This window comes from Nocardioides sp. DN36 (assembly GCF_055380375.1).
On the sequence record NZ_AP043823.1, the window covers coordinates 4340970 to 4358589 of the forward strand.

Below are 17620 nucleotides of genomic sequence, written 5' to 3' on the forward strand. Positions count from 1 at the left end.
GGCGTCAGGCCAGGTCCTCGCAGAGGTGCTCGGCGATCGCGAGCGAGGACGTCGCCGCCGGTGACGGGGCGTTGCGGACCGCGGTGACGCGGCCCAGGCGGCTGATCCGGAAGTCGTCGACGAGGCCGCCGTCCCGGTCCAGTGCCTGCGCCCGCACGCCGGCGTGCCGACCGTCGACGTCGGCGACGGTGAGCTCGGGCAGGTAGCGCCGGGCGCCGGCCACGAACGCCCGACGGGACAGCGACCCGCGCATCTCCGCCAGCCCCATCCGCCAGTGCCGGCGGGCCATCCGACGGAACCCCGGCCAGGCCAGCGTCTCGGCCAGGTCGCGCAACACCACGTCGGAGCGGCGGTAGCCCTCCCGGGCGGTGGAGAGGACGGCGTTCGGGCCGATGTCGACAGTGCCGTCGACGCGGCGGGTGAAGTGCACGCCCAGGAACGGGTAGCGCGGGTCGGGCACGGGGTAGACCAGCCCGCGGACCAGGTGGGCGCGCTCGGGTCGCATCGTGAGGTACTCCCCCCGGAACGGCACGATCGCGGGCTCCGCGGCGTCCCCGGCCAGCCGGGCCACCCGGTCGGACTGCAGGCCGGCGCAGACGACGAGGTGGTCCAGCTCGTGCCGCTGACCGCCGGCGGTCACCCGGACCACGTCCCCCGCCCGCTCGATCTCCTCGACGGGGGTGCCGAGCAGCAGCCGGCCGCCGCCGGCCACGACGTCGTCGGCGTACGCCCTGGTGACCGCGACGAAGTCGACGATCGCGGTCGAGGGGGAGTGCAGGCCGGCGACCCCCGTGACGTGCGGCTCGTGCTCGCGGATGCCCTCCGTGGAGAGCCACCGCAGGCCGGGTACGCCGTTGCGCGTCGCCCGCTCCTCGATCGCGCGCAGGCGCGGCACCTCCTCGTCGGTGAGGGCGACGACGGTCTTGCCGCACTCGACGTACTCGATGCCCTTCTCCTGGCAGTACTCCTTCAGCAGGCCCACGCCGCGCCGGCACAGCCGCGCCTTCAGGGAGTCGGCCGGGTAGTAGAGGCCGGCGTGCACGACACCGCTGTTGTGCCCGGTCTGGTGCCGACCGACCTCGGGCTCCTTGTCGAAGACTGTGACCTCGACCCCGGGCCGGGTCTCCAGCAGCCGCCGGGCGACCGCCAGCCCGACGATCCCGGCCCCTACGACGCCGACGCGCCTCTCGTCCCCGTTCACCAGCCGAGGGTACGACGGCCCCGGAGGGTGGACCTTCGACCCGTCCCGGCGGCCCGCTCGCCGTGCGACGGTGGACCGGCCCCGTCCACCCGAGGAGAGTTGCGCATGCCCGTCTTCACCCGGAAGTCCCCCGAGCGCTCCAGCGAGGTCCGTGCCATCGACGACGCCGAGGTCGCGGCGCTGGACCGCTGGTTCCGGGCCGCCAACTACCTCGCGGTCGGCCAGATCTACCTGCTGGACAACCCGCTCCTCGAACGGCCGCTGGTCGCCGAGGACGTCAAGCCCCGGCTGCTCGGCCACTGGGGCACGACGCCCGGCCTGAACCTGGTGTGGACCCACCTGAACCGGCTCGTCCGCCAGCGTGACGTCGACGCGATCTTCCTCGCCGGTCCCGGCCACGGTGGTCCCGCCGCCGTCGCGAACGCCTGGCTCGAGGGGACCTACTCCGAGATCTATCCGCACATCGGCCACGACCGGGAGGGCATGCAGGGCCTGTTCCGTCAGTTCTCGTTCCCCGGCGGCATCCCCAGCCACGTGGCGCCTGAGACGCCCGGCTCGATCCACGAGGGTGGTGAGCTCGGCTACGTGCTCTCCCACGCGTACGGCGCGGCGATGGACAACCCCGACCTGGTGGTGGCCGCGGTGGTCGGCGACGGCGAGTTCGAGACCGGTCCGCTGGCGGCGTCGTGGCACGCCAACAAGTTCGTCGACCCGGTGCGCGACGGGGCGGTGCTGCCGATCCTGCACCTCAACGGCTACAAGATCGCCAACCCCACGGTGGCCGCACGGATCCCGCGGGAGGAGCTCGAGAGCCTGCTGCGCGGCTACGGCCACGAGGTGCTCACGGTCGAGGGTGACGACCCGTGGGACGTGCACCGGCAGCTCGCGGCGGCCCTGGACCGGGCCCACGACACGATCCGGGAGATCCAGCGCGAGGCCCGGGAGGCAGCCGGTGGGCGGGAAGTCGTACGCCGCCCGTGGCCGATGGTGCTGCTGGTGACCCCGAAGGGCTGGACCGGTCCGAAGGTGGTCGACGGCCTGCAGGTCGAGGGGACGTGGCGGTCCCACCAGGTGCCCCTGGCCGAGACCCGGCAGAACGCCGAGCACCGGGCGATCCTCGAGGAGTGGCTGCGCTCCTACCGCCCCGAGGAGCTCTTCGACGCCGCCGGTGCGCCGGCCGAGGACCTGCGTGCGCTCGCGCCGGTCGGAACCCGTCGGATGAGCGCGAACCCGCACGCCAACGGGGGGCTGCTGCGGGTGCCGCTGCACCTGCCCGACTTCCGCACGCACGCCGTGGAGGTCACCGAGCCGGGGGCCTCGATCCACGAGCCCACACGGGTGCTGGGTCGCTACCTCGTGGACGTGGTGCGCGACAACGATTCGAGCTTCCGGATCTTCGGGCCGGACGAGACCGCGTCGAACCGGCTGGACGCCGTCTACGAGGTCACCGACAAGGTCTTCGCCGGGGAGATCCGCGACAGCGACGAGCACCTCGCCCACTCGGGTCGGGTGATGGAGATCCTCTCCGAGCACACCTGCCAGGGCTGGCTGGAGGGCTACCTGCTCACCGGGCGGCACGGGCTGTTCAGCTGCTACGAGGCGTTCATCCACCTCGTCGACTCGATGTTCAACCAGCACGCGAAGTGGCTGAAGACCACCCGTGACCTGTCGTGGCGGCCGCGGATCTCCAGCCTCAACTACCTGCTCAGCTCACACGTGTGGCGCCAGGACCACAACGGATTCTCCCACCAGGACCCCGGGTTCATCGACCACGTCGTGAACAAGAAGGCCGAGGTGGTCCGGGTCTACCTGCCGCCGGACACCAACACGCTGCTCTCGACGATGCAGCACTGCCTGGAGAGCCAGCACTACGTGAACGTCGTGGTGGCCGGCAAGCAACCGGTGTTCGACTGGCTCGACGCCGAGGCGGCCGACCTGCACTGCGCCCGCGGGCTGGGCATCTGGGAGTGGGCCTCCAACGACGACGGCGAGCCGGACGTGGTGATCGGCTGTGCGGGCGACGTCCCCACCCTGGAGGCGCTCGCCGCGGTCTCGATCCTGCGCGAGCACCTGCCGGAGCTGAGGATCCGGTTCGTGAACGTGGTCGACCTGATGCGGCTGCAGGACGAGAAGGAGCACCCGCACGGCCTCTCCGACCGCGACTTCGACACGCTGTTCACGACCGACAGGCCCGTGATCTTCGCCTACCACGGCTACCCCTGGCTGATCCACCGGCTGACCTACCGGCGCACCAACCACCACAACCTGCACGTGCGCGGCTACAAGGAAGAGGGGACCACCACCACCCCGTTCGACATGGTGATGATGAACGAGATCGACCGCTACCACCTGGTGATGGACGTCATCGACCGGGTGCCCGGGCTCGGGTCGCGCGCCGCCGTGCTGCGCCAGCAGATGGGCGACACCCGCCGGCGGGCCCGGCAGTGGACCCGCGAGCACGGCGACGACCTGCCCGAGGTGCGGGAGTGGAGCTGGAGCGGGCTCTCCTCGCCGGGGCACGGGCGCTCCCCGTCGACGACGGCCGCGGCGACCGGCGCGGACGCGATCTGACACTTGTAACGCTCCGTTAGGGAGTCAGGTGCCCCGTTGTGGCGGAGCACCAGACTCCCTAACGGAGCGTTACAAGCGGCCGCTCAGCACCGCCACCACCTGCCGCGCGATCGCGAGCTCCTCGTTGGTCGGCACCACGAGCACGGTCACGGGGGAGGAGTCGGGTGAGATGACCCGCGGGCCGGTGGCGGGTGCCTCGTTGCGGGCCGGGTCGACCGCGATCCCGAGCCCGGTCAGCCCGGCCAGGGCGTCCGCGCGCAGCCGGGGCAGGTGCTCGCCGACCCCGGCGGTGAGCACGACCGCATCGGCGCCCCCGAGCACGGCGAGGTAGGCCCCGACGTACTTCCGCAGCCGGTGGCAGTAGACGTCGTACGCCGTCCGCGCGGCCGCCGCGCCCGCGTCGACGGCCGCCAGCAGGTCGCGGAAGTCGTGGCAGCCCGCGAGCCCTTGGAGCCCCGAGCGGTGGTGCAGCAGGTCCTCGAGCTCGTCGAGGCCCAGGCCGGCGCGCCGCAGCAGGTGCAGCAGGATCCCCGGATCGAGGTCGCCGGCGCGAGTGCCCATCACGAGCCCCTCGAGCGGCGTCAGCCCCATCGAGGTGTCGACCGGGCGACCCCCGCGGATCGCGGCCGCGGAGGCCCCGTTGCCGAGGTGGAGCGTGATCAGCGCCAGCCCCGCCGGGTCACGGGAGAGGAGGCGCGCGGCCTCGCCGGCGACGTGCTCGTGGCTGATCCCGTGCGCGCCGTACCTCCTGATCTCCTCCCGCTCGGCGAGCCCGCGCTCGAGGGCGTACGTCGCCGCCGGCGCCGGCAGGTCGGCGAAGAAGGCCGTGTCGAAGGCCGCGACCTGCGGCAGGGAGGGGTACGCCGCGCGGGCGCTGCGGATGCCGTCGACCGCGGGCGGGTTGTGCAGCGGGGCGAGCCGGGCCAGCCGCTCGATCTCGGCGAGCACGTCGTCATCGACCACGACCGTCCGGGTGAGCCGAGGGCCGCCGTGCACGACCCGGTGCCCGACGGCCAGGAGCTGCGCCTCGGTGACGCCGGAGCTGTCGAGGGCGTCGTGGACCGCGGCGAGCGCGGCCCGGTGGTCGTCGGCGGCGAGCTCCCGGTGGTGCTCGCCGCCGGCGTCGGTGTGCGTCAGCCGGGCGTCGCCGCTGCCGATCCGCTCCACGATCCCCCGGACCGCAGCGGCGCCGGTGCCCGGGGCGACGACCTGATACTTCAGCGACGACGAGCCCGCGTTGAGGACCAGCACCTGCTGCGCCATCGCGGCCTCCCTCGTCGGTGGGCTCCCACGCTAGGGCACGCCCCAGGGGGTCAGGCGGGGACCGGCGCGACCGGCTCGACGGCGGCCGCGTTGCCGGTCTGCTCCGGTGCCCCGGTGCTCCATTGGCTGGGCCGCGGGACGCGGCGGACGCTGGCGCTGAGCGTCGGGATGAGCGCCACGACCGCGGTCAGCCCGCCCAGCACGGCCACCGCGGCGGAGCCGCCGAGACCGGAGAGCAGCACGCCGGCGAGCACGGGAGCCAGCGGCATGGTCGACATCGAGACGAACTGCATCGTCGACTGCACCCGGCCCTGGAGGGCGTCCGGCGTGACGGCGACCCGGTAGGCGCCGATGCCGGCGTTGCCGGCGGGGTTGAGCAGCATGCCCAGGCCCAGCGCTGCGGCGACCACGGCGGGCTGGTTCCACAGCACCATCGGGACCACGAGCGGCACGAAGGCCCACCCACACAGGATGGTCAGCCACCCGGTGGCGAACCGGTCGATGATCCACGGTGCCGCGATCGCGCCCAGGATCCCGGCGACCCCGGCCACCGTCTCGACCAGGCCGATGTGGACCGGGTCGAAGCCGCCCTCGATCAACCGCAGGATCGCGACGAAGAAGAGCGCGTTGACGGCGAGGTTGACCAGCGCCGCCCAGGTCAGCAGGACCCGGAAGAACGGGCGTCCCCAGATGAACCGCATCCCCTCGGCGATGTCCTCGCGCGGCTTGCGGCGGGGGCCGGTCCGCTCGGGCGCGGACAGGTCGGTGCGGATCCGGCCGAGGAGGAACCAGGAGACCGCGAAGCTGACGGCGTCGGCGGCGAACGGCAGCCAGCGAGTCACGCCGTACAGCAGACCCCCGAGCGGGCCGCCGACCAGCGCGGCGACGTGCTGGCGGGCCTGGTTCTGGCTCAGCGCGGTGGGCAGGTCCTCGCGCGGGACGACGGTCCGGACCGCGGCGATCTCCGCGGGGCTGAACAGGCCGGCGCCGATCCCGGTCAGCAGTGCCACCACGAGCAGGTGCGGGACGGTGAGGGAGTCACGCAGGCCGGCGACGACCAGCGACCCGTAGAGGAGGACCCCGGTGGCGCTGGAGGCCCGCATCAGCCGCCGACGGTCGACGCGGTCGGCCCACACGCCGGCCGGCAGCAGCGTGCCGGCCATGCCCAGCAGGAAGAGCGCCTCGCTGGCGGCGGCGATCGTGGCCGACCCGGTGAGCTGGTAGGCGAGCAGGGGGAACACGAACATGCTCACCCGGCTCCCGAGCTCGGAGACGGTCTGCCCGACCCAGAGGACGGTGAAGTCGCGGTTGCGGGCGAGGGTGCGGTATCCGGTCATGTTCCGCACGATATGGTGCGCATCTAAAATTGCGCAAGAGTTATTGCGCAACTTTACGTGCGGATCTGGGTAGAGTGGGCCCATGGCGACGTACGACGACCCGCGGATCCTGCGCGCGGTCGCCCACCCCACCCGCAACCGGATCCTGTCCGAGCTGTTCGCGGCCGGGTCGCTGCGCGCTGCCGACATCGCCCGCGAGCTGGGCATCCCGGCCAACCAGGCCAGCTTCCACCTGCGCCAGCTGGCGAAGTACGGCCTGATCGAGGAGGCCCCCGACGAGGCCCGCGACCAGCGGGACCGCGTCTGGCGGCTGGCGGACCGCGACGGCATCAGCTTCCGCACCCGCGACATGCTCGACCAGCCCGGCGGCCGGGCGGCGTACGCCGTGTTCCAGCGCAACGCGGTGGCCTGGGGCCACCACCTCGTCGACGCGGCCCTGGCCCACGAGCCGGGCAGGAAGCCCCACAAGAGCGTGTCCGAGTGGGCGCTGCGGCTCACGCCGGAGGAGTCCGACGAGCTGCTGCAGGAGATGTCGGAGGTCATCGACCGCTGGCGGAGCAAGACCCAGGGTGCGGGGGAGGGGCGGCAGACCTACTCCGTCTACTCGCTGATCCAGCCCTACCCCGGCCCGGAGCCCGACGGGGCCGACGAACCGGACGGGACCACCGGGGTCGACGGCCCGGTTTCCTAGGATCGCTGCGTGCCCGCCCGACTCCGACCTGCCGACCCCGACGCCGTGGCCGAGGCCCGCGCTCGCCTGGACGCCGGTGATGCCGCCCCGGCCGACCTGCGGCTGCTGACCAAGCACTACCTCGCGCTGCTCGAGACCCGGGCGCCGGGCAGGTCGGTCGAGGTGCGCGTCCCGCCGTACGCCGCCGTGCAGGTCGTGGAGGGCGTCCGCCACACCCGCGGCACCCCGCCCGCCGTCGTGGAGATGGACGCCGAGACCTGGATCGCCCTCGCCACCGGCGCCCTCGACTGGCCCAGCGCCGCCGACTCCGCACGGGTCCGCGCCTCCGGCGAGCGCGCCGACCTCACGCCGTACCTCCCGCTCCCCTGAGACGGTCCCTCGCCGACGTCCCTCGGACCCGCCCGGATAGGTTGACCCGCATGAGCGAGTACGACGTGGACGGCATCAGGGACAAGGTGACCGGGGTCCTGCCCGGCATCCGTCAGGACCTCGAGGACCTGGTGCGCATCGAGTCGGTCAGCGCCGACCCGGCGCGGGCTGCCGAGGTGCAGCGCAGCGCCGAGGCCGTGGCCGAGCTGTTCCGGGCCGAGAGCTTCGAGACCGTCGAGATCGTGAGCGTCGACGGCGGCGCTCCGGCGGTCATCGCGCACAAGCCCGGCCCCGCCGGCTCCCCGACCGTGCTGCTCTACGCCCACCACGACGTGCAGCCCGAGAACGACCACGCCGACTGGGACTCGCCGCCCTTCGAGCCGACCGAGCGCGACGGCCGCCTGTTCGCCCGCGGCGCGGCCGACGACAAGGCCGGCATCGCGGCGCACCTCGGCGCCCTGCGGGTCTACGGCGACGACCTGCCCGTGGGCGTCACCATGTTCATCGAGGGCGAGGAGGAGGTCGGCTCCGAGACGCTGCCGGCGCTGCTCGAGGAGCACAAGGACAAGCTCGCCGCCGACGTCATCGTGATCGCGGACTCCGGCAACTGGGACATCGGCGTCCCGGCGCTCACCACCAGCCTGCGTGGCCTGGTCCGCGTCGACGTCGAGGTCCGCACCCTGACCCACGCGGTCCACTCCGGCATGTGGGGCGGCCTGGTTCCGGACGCGCTGATGACCCTCTCGCGGGTGATCGCGAGCCTGCACGACGACCGCGGCAACGTGGCGGTCCTGGGCCTGCACAGCGGTCCGGCCGCCGACGTGGAGTACCCCGAGGAGCGGCTGCGTGCCGAGTCGGGCGCGGTCTCGACCATCGAGTGGATCGGCGAGGGCTCGAGCGTCGAGCGGCTGTGGACCAAGCCGTCGATCAGCATCACCGGCCTCGACGCACCCAAGGTCGACGGCGCCAGCAACACCCTGGTCCCCGCCGCACGCGCCAAGATCTCGATGCGCATCGCCCCCGGCGACACCACCGAGAACGCCCTGGCCTGCCTCCGGGCCCACCTGGAGTCCCACGTCCCGTGGGGTGCGGAGCTGAAGGTGAGCGTCGTCGACACCGGCGAGGCCACCCGGATCGACGCGACCGGGCCGGCGTACGACGCCGCGCGCAGCGCGTTCACCGAGGCCTGGGACGGCACCGAGCCGGTCGACATGGGCGTGGGCGGGTCCATCCCGTTCATCGCCGAGTTCCTCGAGGCGTTCCCCCGCGCCAGCGTGCTGGTGACCGGTGTCGAGGACCCCGACACCCGCGCCCACGGCGCCAACGAGGGCCTCCACCTCGCGGAGTTCGAGCGGGTCGTCCTCGCCGAGGCGCTGCTGCTGCACAACCTCGGCAACCTGTAGCCCGACCGCCCCGTGCGCGCCGCGACCCTGGCCTTCCTCGCCGGGCACCGGCGCGCCCGGGTCGGGACGCTCACCGACCGGCTGGTCGCGACCATCGAGGCCAGCAACCCGGGCTACCGGGCGACCCGGCTGGTGCCGCGCGCGGACCTGTGGGACTCCTGCCACGACAACATCGGGCGGGTGCTCGAGCTGCTGGCGACGGCGGTCGAGGGGCGCGCCGCCCCGCCCGTGGGGGACCCGGCGTACGACGCGGCGCGGGCCACCGGCCGGCGCCGGGCCGAGCAGGGCCTGCCCCTCGACGACGTGCTGCGCTCGTTCCGGATGGGCGGCCGGCTGATCTGGGACGACCTCGTCGAGCAGGCCCACTCCACCCTGGACGCCGCCGAGCTGCGCGAGGTCGGCACCCGCCTGTGGGAGGTGGTCGACGAGACCTCGGCGCAGGTGGCGGCGGCCTACCACGTGGCCGAGCGCGCGGCGGTGCGCGCGGACGAGCAGCTGCGCGCCGAGCTGTGGGAGGGGCTGCTCGGCGGGCGCGCCGGCGACCCGGGCTTCGCCCACGAGGCCGCCCGCATCCTCGACGTCCCGGTCGCCGGCGGGTACTTGGTGGTGGTCGGTCCGCGTCTCGACAACACCCGGCTGGAGCGGCTGCTCGCCCCCCGCCCCTCGGTGTGGGTACGTCGCAGCGGCGGTGTCGTCGGGCTGGTCGCGCTCGACGACCGACCGGCCGCGCCCGTCTTCGCGACGCTCCGGGAGCGGGCCGAGGGGCCGGCCGGCGTCTCCGCGGTGGTGACCGGCCTGGCCGGCGTCGACGCCGGGATGCGGCAGGCGACGCTCGCCCTGCGCACGGTCGACGAGGGGTCGGGCGTGGTCGCCTTCGACGAGCGGCTGCCGGAGGCCCTGCTGCTGACCTCGCCCGAGGTCGCCGGGCGACTGGTCGCGGTGTGGCTGGGTCCGTTGCTGGCGCTGCCGGACTCCGAGCAGGGGCCGCTGCTGGACACGCTGCACGCCTGGGTCGCCACGGCGGGCTCGACCAGCCACACGGCCGCGCGCGTGCACTGCCACCGCAACACCGTCATCAACCGGCTTCGGCGGATCGCGGCGCTCACCGGCCAGGACCGGCTCGACCCGGGCCGGGACGACGCTGTGCCACCCCTGGAGCTGGCCCTTGCGCTCCGTGCCCTCGGGGCCGGGCTGCACCGCTGACGCCTGGGTTGTGCAGGCCGCACAACCGAGGCACCTCGATCGTGGGCAGCCCGGACATGGCGCGTCGGCGTGACGGCTGTCACGCTGGTCCCGGGAGGGAGCACGAGCCCGGCATGCCGGGAACGACGCTCTGGAGGCTGGTCGATGACCCCGCACGTGACCCCGCACGCCCCGTCCCCCTCTCCGTCCGGCGCCCCGGCCGACCCGGTGTCCCTGCGACGCCGCAGCTTCGTCGGCTACGTCCTCGGCGGCGCCACCCTGGTCGCCGCCGCCGACCTCGGGATCATCGACGCCGAGGCCGCCGTCCCGACCCCGCCGCAGCCCGCGGAGCTCTACGACCTCAACGACCTGCTCACCGACTCGTGCCGGCCGACCGCGAACCTGATCACGGTCACCGTCCACGAGGACGGCACCGCCTCCTTCGCGCTGCCCCGCATGGAGGTCGGCCAGGGCATCACCACCTCGACGGCGATGCTGATCGCCGAGGAGCTCGAGCTGCCGGTGGAGAAGGTCCACGTCACGCTCGCCCCGGCGCGGCCCGAGCTGGTCTTCAACCAGCTCACCGGCGGGTCGAACACGACGATCTCGACGTACACCCCGATCCGGGTGGCCGCCGCGGTGGCCAAGGCGGCCCTCCTCGACGCCGCCGCCGTCGTGCTCGGCGACACGGTCGCGAACCTGACCGCCCGCGGGGGCGTGGTCCAGGCGCCCGACGGTTCCAGCGTGACGTACGGCGAGCTCGCGACGAGGGCCGCCTCGGCCACGACCCGGGCGGTCGACGTGCGCCTCAAGGACCCCGGCCAGTTCCGCGTGGTCGGCGTCGGCCACGGCCGGGTGGACGCCCTCGCGGCGGTGACCGGCCGCAAGGAGTTCACGACCGACCTGGAGGTCAAGGGCGCGCTGCCGACCATGGTCTGTCGCGCCCCCACGCTCAACGGCACGCCGAAGCGGCTGCGGAACCGGAAGGCGATCCTCGCGATGCCCGGCGTCAAGGACGTCGCGGTCATCGACACCGGGGTCGCGGTCCGGGCGAAGACGTTCGGGCAGTGCATCGACGCGATCCGGGCCATGAAGGTGGACTGGGAGGACGGGCCGGTCGCGGGCCACTCGGACGGCGACATCGTCAAGGAGCTGCGGGCCGCCGAGGTCTCCCTGCCCGCGCTGCCGGACAACCCGCTCGCGGAGACGATCGAGCACGACTTCCTGTTCTACTTCCGCAGCAACTCCGCGATGGACACCAACGCAGCGATCGCCGACGTGCGCGCGGACCGGGCGACGATCTGGGCCGGCCTGAAGTCACCGGTCACGGCCCAGGAGCGGATCGCCGAGCAGCTCGGCATGACGCCGGCGCAGGTGACGGTGAACGTCGTGCAGGGCGGCGGCTCCTTCGGTCGCCGGCTCTTCTTCGACGGTGCCCTCGAGGCCGCCACGATCTCCCAGGCGATGGGCAAGCCGGTCAAGCTGATGTGGCACCGGGCCGACGACGCCCGGGTCGGCCGCGGCCACCCGATGGCCACCAGCCGGGTCCGCGTCACCCACGCCGGCGGTCAGGTGCTGGCCTTCCAGCAGGCCCACACCAGCGTGGAGACCGACTTCCGGCACGGGCTCGGCGAGATCATCAGCGCGATGGCCGCCGACCTGCCCGCGGGCCTGGGCAACCTCGGCTTCGCGGAGACGATCTTCGCGCTCACCCAGGAGGTGCCCTACGACTTCGGGGTCGTCTCCCAGACGCTGACCGAGACCGACGACCGCTTCAACACCGGCTCGATGCGCAACATCTACTCGCCCGACGTGCGCACCGCCGGGGAGCTGATGGTCGACCAGCTGGCCGCCGCGCTGGAGCAGGACCCCTACGAGTTCCGGAAGGCCAACCTGCGCAACGACCGGGTGAAGGCCGTCCTCGACAAGGTCGCCGCCGCGGGCCGCTGGGGGCGGACGATGCCGAAGGGCACCGCCCAGGGCATCGCGATCCACAAGGAGTACAAGGGCGCCAGCGCCTGCCTGGTGGAGATCGACTGCCGGCCCGCAACCGTCGGCCGCGACATCCACCACGGCGTCGGCGGCCCCCGGGTCACCAAGGTCGTCTTCGCCATCGATGTCGGCCTGGTGGTGAACCCGCGCGGCCTCGAGGCGCAGATGCAGGGCGGCATCAACGACGGCATCGCGCTCGCGCTGACCTCCAGCCTGCACCTGCGCGACGGGCACTTCCTCGAGGCCAGCTGGGACAACTACTTCTACACGCGGCAGTGGAACACCCCGCCCGAGGTCGAGGTCCACCTGATGCCCTCGGAGAGCGGGCAGCCCGGCGGCGCCGGCGAGGCCGGGGTGGCGGCCACGTTCGCCGCGGTCGCGTGCGCCTACGCGCGGGCGACCGGCCACGTGCCGTCGTACTTCCCGATCAACCACCGCGACCCGCTCGAGTTCCGGCCGAAGCCGGTCGTCCCCCCGATCCCGCAGTCGCCCATCAACGGGCTCAAGCTCACCTACTGAGGAGCACCCGATGCCCAAGCAGACCTTCGTCCTCAACGGCAAGAGCATCACCGTCGACGTCCACGACGACGTGCGGGTCCTGTGGGTGCTGCGCGACCTGCTCGGCGTCACCGGCCCCAAGTACGGCTGCGGCATCAACGTCTGCAAGGCGTGCACGTCGCACATCAACGGGCGCGCCTTCAACCCCTGCTCGGTGCGCGTCGGCGACCTCGGGCCGGACGACGAGGTGACCACGATCGAGGGCCTGCCCGACACGGTCGGCGCGGACCTGCACCCGATGCAGCAGGCGTGGCTGGACCGCGACGTCGCGCAGTGCGGCTACTGCCAGCCCGGCCAGATCATGGCCGCGGTCGCGCTGGTGAAGAAGGTACGCCGTGAGGGCCGGTCGATCACCGAGGCCGACCTCGACGGGATCCGGAACATCTGCCGCTGCGGCACCTACACCCGGATCCGGGAGGCGATCCGGCAGGGCGAGCGCCACATGTGAGCGTGATCAGCAGTCCGGGGCGGCCGGCAGCAGGACCCGGAAGGTGCTGCCCTTGCCGAGCTCGGACTCCAGCTCGATGCGGCCCTGGTGCCGCTGCACGATGCGGCTCACGATCGCCAGCCCGAGACCGGTGCCCGGCTGCGCCAGCGCGGCGGGGTTGGAGCTGCGGAAGAACTCCGAGAACAGCTGCTGCTGGTCCTCCGGGGAGATCCCGAGGCCGTCGTCGCTGCACTGCAGCAGGATCTCGTCGCCGCAGGCGGCCAGCTCGATGGTCACCTGACCCCCCTCGGGGGTGTACTTCACGGCGTTGCTGACCAGGTTGGCGCAGACCCGGTCCAGCTCGTCGTGGTCGCCGCAGGCCAGCACCGGCTCGCGCGGGGCGTCGACGTGGAGGCGGATGTCCTTGCGCTCGGCCGCCACGGAGTTCAGGTCCACGACGTCGTCGACGATGCGCCGCAGGTCCACCGGCGCCGGGATGACCGGGTTCTCCGGGTCGCCCACCTTGGAGAGCAGCAGCAGGTCCTCCACGACGCGGACCATCCGCTGCGCCCCGCGGTCCATCGCCGCCAGGGACGCCCGGGTGGTGCCGGTCAGGTCGGGTGAGGAGTCGAGCATCTCGAGGTGGCCGAGGATCGCGGTGAGCGGGTTCTTCAGCTCGTGCGAGACCGTCGCGATCAGCTGGCTCTTGTAGGTGTCGAGCGCCTGGAGCTCCTCGACCAGCTGGTGCTCGCGCTCGAAGTTGCGGGCGTTGAGGATCGCCCGGCCCAGGTCGTGGCCGATGTCGCGGGCGGCGTCGCTCTCGACGCTGGTCCAGTCCGCGTCGCCGTCGGCGCGGGTGAGCACGAGGTTGCCGAGGCACTCCGGCCCGGCCCCGAGCGGGGCGAACAGCAGCGAGCCGATGCCGATCGTCTCGAGGAAGTGGAGGATCTGGTCGCCGTCCGCTGCCGTGATCGAGGGGCCGAACGGGCGGCCGCGCTGCACGACCTCCACGCGCTGGGCGTCCCAGGCCCGCCGCGCGGCGGACTCGGCGATCTGCACCAGGTCACCGGTCAGCTCGATCTCGATGCCGAGGGCGGAGTAGACCGCGCCGGTCCCGTGGCCGTCCTCGTCGATGGTCTGGATCCACAGGCCGCGGGCCTGGAACCCCTCCATCAGCGCTCCACGGATGTCGCTGAGGATGGCGTCGATGCGCAGCTGGGCGCTGGCGTGCCGGACGACCTCGCGGGCCGCCTCCGCCAGCCGGACCTTGTGGGCGAGCGCCTCCCGCTCGAGCGCGGTGACGACGGCCCGACCGGCCTGCTCGGCGTACCGCTGGAGCAGCTGGCGCCGGGCCGTCCCGGGACGTCGACCGTCGTCGGGCAGGTCGATGGCGAGGGTGCCGCGCAGCGCGCCCAGCTCGTCGTACAGCGGGGCGATCAGCAGGTCGAGGGGGTGCCAAGCGTCCGGGTCGGACGACGGGGTGATGTCGGGCACCCACCACGACTCGCCGACCTCGGCGTCGAGCCGCTCGTGCGGGACGAAGCGGAGCAGGCCCCACTCGTCGGCCTTCACGATCTCGCGCTCGAGCCGGTCGACGGGCGTGCGGGTGCCCAACAGCTGCGCGCGCGCCTCGTCGCTGCCGGCGACGGCCATCACCTCGAGGCGGCCGTCGTCGCGGACGACGCTGATCGCGGCGACCCCGAACCCAGCCAGCTGGGTCACGCCTTCGGCAATGGTCTGCAGCGCCTCGCGCGAGGCGTCGTACCACTCGCTCTGCTGCGCGGGGCGTTGCTCTAAGTCGGTGTGATGCCCGGTCATCTAATCTCGCTGTCCCCCTGGTGTGACCCACCTTACGGTCATTCACCCTTTCGGGCACCCGAAACGGCTTCTGAGTGGTCCACGAATGGGACTGGACCAGTCACGGCCCTAGACTCGGGGCCGTGCCCTACCAGAGCAGCACGCGCAAGGGTGGCGACGGCCGGCTGACGGCGGCGCTGGACCCGCACGAGCAGGGACCCCAGGACGCCTGTGGCGTCTTCGGTGTCTGGGCCCCCGGCGAGGACGTCGCCAAGCTGACCTACTTCGGCCTCTACGCCCTGCAGCACCGCGGGCAGGAGTCGGCCGGGATCGCGGTCAGCAACGGGCGTCAGATCCTGGTCTACAAGGACATGGGCCTGGTCAGCCAGGTCTTCGACGAGTCCACGCTGGAGTCCCTCAAGGGACATCTCGCGATCGGCCACTCTCGCTACTCCACGACCGGCGCCAGCACCTGGGAGAACGCCCAGCCGACCTTCCGGCCCACCGGGGACGGCTCGATCGCGCTCGGCCACAACGGCAACCTGATCAACACCCACGACCTCGCGCAGATGGTCAACGACCTCCCGGGTCCCAGCGACGAGCTCGACCTGCACGCCAAGAACCTCGAGTCGTCCACCAACGACACCGGGCTGGTGACCGCGCTGCTGGCCCACCACCCTGACACCTCGCTCGAGCAGCGGGCCCTGGAGATCCTGCCGCAGCTGCGCGGCGCTTTCTGCTTCGTGTGGATGGACGAGGACACGCTGTACGCCGCCCGCGACCCGCAGGGCATCCGCCCGCTGGTGCTCGGCCGGCTGGAGCGCGGCTGGGTGGTCGCCAGCGAGGACGCCGCCCTGGCGACCATCGGCGCCAGCGTGGTGCGCGAGGTCGAGCCCGGCGAGATGCTGGTCATCGACGAGAACGGCCTGCGCTCGCACCGCTTCGCCGAGGCGGCCCCGAAGGGCTGCGTGTTCGAGTACGTCTACCTCGCCCGGCCGGACGCGACGATCAGCGGCCGCAGCGTGCACGAGGCGCGGGTCGAGATGGGTCGTGAGCTGGCCCGGCAGTTCCCGGTCGAGGCGGACCTCGTCATGCCGGTGCCGGAGTCCGGCACCCCCGCTGCCGCCGGCTACGCCGAGGAGAGCGGCATCCCGTTCGGCCAGGGCTTCGTGAAGAACGCCTACGTCGGGCGCACGTTCATCCAGCCCAGCCAGACCCTGCGCCAGCTCGGCATCCGGCTCAAGCTCAACGCGCTCGAGCACATGATCCGCGGCAAGCGGATCGTGGTGGTCGACGACTCGATCGTGCGCGGCAACACCCAGCGGGCCCAGGTGCGGATGCTCCGCGAGGCCGGCGCGCTCGAGGTGCACGTCCGGATCTCCAGCCCGCCGGTGAAGTGGCCCTGCTTCTACGGCATCGACTTCGCCACCCGCGCCGAGCTGATCGCCAACGGCCTCGACGTCGAGGAGATCGCGGCCAGCGTGGGCGCCGACAGCCTGGGCTACATCTCCCTCGAGGGGATGATCGAGGCGACGAAGGTGCCTGCGGAGCGGCTCTGCAAGGCCTGCTTCACCGGGGAGTACCCCATCGAGCTGCCTGACGAGAGCCTCCTCGGCAAGCACCTGCTGGAGACGTCACTGACCTCGCCGACCGCGGGCAAGGCGCTGCCCGTCCTCAACAACCCCTGACAGACACCCCCGAGCCAGGAGACCTTGTGACCCAGCCTCCCGCCGACCATGCCCAGACCGCCGGGGCCTACGCCGAGGCCGGGGTCTCGATCGAGGCGGCCGACAAGGCCATCGAGCTGATGAAGGGGTGGGTCGACAAGGCCCGCCGTCCGGAGGTGATCGGCGGCCTGGGCGGGTTCGCCGGGCTCTTCGACGCCACCGCGCTCACCCGGTACCGCCGGCCGCTGCTGGCCACGTCCACCGACGGCGTCGGCACCAAGGTCGCGATCGCCCAGGCGATGGACGTCCACGACACCATCGGCTTCGACCTGGTCGGCATGGTCGTCGACGACCTCGTCGTCTGCGGTGCCGAGCCGTTGTTCATGACCGACTACATCGCCACCGGCCGGGTCGTCCCCGAGCGGATCGCCGCGATCGTCAAGGGCATCGCCGAGGCCTGCGTCGTCGCTGGTTGTGCGCTCGTCGGCGGTGAGACCGCCGAGCACCCCGGCCTGCTGGGGCCCGACGAGTACGACGTCGCCGGCGCCACCACCGGCGTGGTCGAGGCCGACGACCTGCTCGGCCCGGCGCGGGTCCGTCCGGGCGACGTGGTGCTCGCCATGGAGGCGAGCGGGCTGCACTCCAACGGCTACTCGCTGGTCCGGCACGTGCTGCTCAACACTGCCAAGTGGGAGCTCGACCGTGACGTGCCCGAGCTCGGGCGCACGCTGGGGGAGGAGCTCCTCGAGCCGACCCGGATCTACGCCAAGGCCTGCCTCGACCTCGCCCGGCAGACCGCGACCCACGCGATGTCGCACATCACCGGCGGTGGCCTCGCGGCCAACCTCGAGCGGGTGATGCCCGAGGAGCTGAGCGCGACCATCGACCGCGGCACCTGGCGGCCGCAGCCGGTCTTCGACGTCGTACGCCGCGTGGGTGACGTCGCCCAGGCCGACCTCGAGGCCACCCTCAACTGCGGGGTCGGCATGGTCGCCCTGATCGCGCCCGACGACGTGGACTCCGCGGTCGAGATCCTCGCCGGTCACGGCATCCGCGCCTGGGCCGCGGGCGAGGTCCGACGTGACGAGCACAACGGCGGCCGGGTGCTGCTGAGCGGCCAGCACCCCGGCTGGTGAGCGGTTCCGCGCACCCGGGTGGCCCG

General features: G+C 72.9%; 13 protein-coding genes. 9 read left to right on the forward strand and 4 right to left on the reverse strand.

Annotated elements, in window-relative coordinates:
• Positions 1–4: 4 nt before the first annotated feature.
• On the reverse strand, positions 5–1201 hold the full coding sequence (lhgO, locus tag ACZ43H_RS21800; protein WP_464586418.1) for an L-2-hydroxyglutarate oxidase: 1197 nt from the start codon (positions 1199–1201) through the stop codon (positions 5–7).
• 105 nt (positions 1202–1306) lie between these two features.
• Here lhgO and ACZ43H_RS21805 point away from each other — a divergent pair, with 105 nt between their 5' ends.
• Positions 1307–3772: a phosphoketolase family protein gene (locus ACZ43H_RS21805; protein ID WP_464586419.1), complete on the forward strand. Its 2466-nt coding sequence runs from the start codon at positions 1307–1309 to the stop codon at positions 3770–3772.
• 69 nt (positions 3773–3841) lie between these two features.
• On the opposite strand, the gene ACZ43H_RS21810 is transcribed toward ACZ43H_RS21805, so the two are convergent.
• On the reverse strand, positions 3842–5035 hold the full coding sequence (locus ACZ43H_RS21810; protein WP_464586420.1) for an acetate/propionate family kinase: 1194 nt from the start codon (positions 5033–5035) through the stop codon (positions 3842–3844).
• A 50-nt stretch (positions 5036–5085) separates the two neighbouring features.
• Positions 5086–6372: an MFS transporter gene (locus ACZ43H_RS21815; protein ID WP_464586421.1), complete on the reverse strand. Its 1287-nt coding sequence runs from the start codon at positions 6370–6372 to the stop codon at positions 5086–5088.
• A gap of 82 nt (positions 6373–6454) precedes the next feature.
• Here ACZ43H_RS21815 and ACZ43H_RS21820 point away from each other — a divergent pair, with 82 nt between their 5' ends.
• From ACZ43H_RS21820 to ACZ43H_RS21845, 6 genes are all read left to right on the forward strand, one after another.
• A complete protein-coding gene (locus ACZ43H_RS21820) occupies positions 6455–7063 on the forward strand; it encodes a helix-turn-helix domain-containing protein (RefSeq protein WP_464586422.1) in 609 nt (202 codons plus the stop codon).
• Between the two features lie 9 nt (positions 7064–7072).
• Positions 7073–7432, forward strand: a complete 360-nt coding sequence (locus ACZ43H_RS21825) for a sterol carrier family protein (RefSeq protein ID WP_464586423.1) — start codon at positions 7073–7075, stop codon at positions 7430–7432.
• Positions 7433–7482: 50 nt separating this feature from the next.
• Complete coding sequence (locus ACZ43H_RS21830) at positions 7483–8835, forward strand: M20/M25/M40 family metallo-hydrolase (protein ID WP_464586424.1); 1353 nt, start codon at positions 7483–7485, stop codon at positions 8833–8835.
• Between the two features lie 12 nt (positions 8836–8847).
• Positions 8848–10038, forward strand: coding sequence for a PucR family transcriptional regulator (locus ACZ43H_RS21835; protein ID WP_464586425.1), 1191 nt, complete (start codon positions 8848–8850; stop codon positions 10036–10038).
• A gap of 144 nt (positions 10039–10182) precedes the next feature.
• A complete protein-coding gene (locus tag ACZ43H_RS21840) occupies positions 10183–12528 on the forward strand; it encodes a molybdopterin cofactor-binding domain-containing protein (RefSeq protein ID WP_464586426.1) in 2346 nt (781 codons plus the stop codon).
• Between the two features lie 10 nt (positions 12529–12538).
• Positions 12539–13015, forward strand: coding sequence for a (2Fe-2S)-binding protein (locus tag ACZ43H_RS21845; protein WP_464586427.1), 477 nt, complete (start codon positions 12539–12541; stop codon positions 13013–13015).
• A 6-nt stretch (positions 13016–13021) separates the two neighbouring features.
• Here the strand turns inward: ACZ43H_RS21845 and ACZ43H_RS21850 are convergent, their stop codons facing one another.
• Positions 13022–14812: an ATP-binding protein gene (locus tag ACZ43H_RS21850; RefSeq protein WP_464586428.1), complete on the reverse strand. Its 1791-nt coding sequence runs from the start codon at positions 14810–14812 to the stop codon at positions 13022–13024.
• 122 nt (positions 14813–14934) lie between these two features.
• Between ACZ43H_RS21850 and purF the strand changes: the two genes are divergently transcribed.
• Positions 14935–16479, forward strand: a complete 1545-nt coding sequence (purF, locus tag ACZ43H_RS21855; protein ID WP_464586429.1) for an amidophosphoribosyltransferase — start codon at positions 14935–14937, stop codon at positions 16477–16479.
• 26 nt (positions 16480–16505) lie between these two features.
• Positions 16506–17594 carry a phosphoribosylformylglycinamidine cyclo-ligase gene (purM, locus tag ACZ43H_RS21860; protein ID WP_464586430.1) on the forward strand — a complete coding sequence of 363 codons (1089 nt, stop codon included), beginning with the start codon at positions 16506–16508 and terminating at the stop codon, positions 17592–17594.
• Positions 17595–17620: the final 26 nt, after the last annotated feature.

Bases quoted from the DNA above. Each gene is read 5' to 3' on its own strand.
- ACZ43H_RS21805 (WP_464586419.1), top strand. From the start codon at position 1,307: ATGCCCGTCTTCACCCGGAAGTCCCCCGAGCGCTCCAGCGAGGTCCGT.
- ACZ43H_RS21810 (WP_464586420.1), bottom strand. From the start codon at position 5,035: ATGGCGCAGCAGGTGCTGGTCCTCAACGCGGGCTCGTCGTCGCTGAAG.
- ACZ43H_RS21815 (WP_464586421.1), bottom strand. From the start codon at position 6,372: ATGACCGGATACCGCACCCTCGCCCGCAACCGCGACTTCACCGTCCTC.
- ACZ43H_RS21820 (WP_464586422.1), top strand. From the start codon at position 6,455: ATGGCGACGTACGACGACCCGCGGATCCTGCGCGCGGTCGCCCACCCC.
- ACZ43H_RS21830 (WP_464586424.1), top strand. From the start codon at position 7,483: ATGAGCGAGTACGACGTGGACGGCATCAGGGACAAGGTGACCGGGGTC.
- ACZ43H_RS21840 (WP_464586426.1), top strand. From the start codon at position 10,183: ATGACCCCGCACGTGACCCCGCACGCCCCGTCCCCCTCTCCGTCCGGC.
- ACZ43H_RS21845 (WP_464586427.1), top strand. From the start codon at position 12,539: ATGCCCAAGCAGACCTTCGTCCTCAACGGCAAGAGCATCACCGTCGAC.
- ACZ43H_RS21850 (WP_464586428.1), bottom strand. From the start codon at position 14,812: ATGACCGGGCATCACACCGACTTAGAGCAACGCCCCGCGCAGCAGAGC.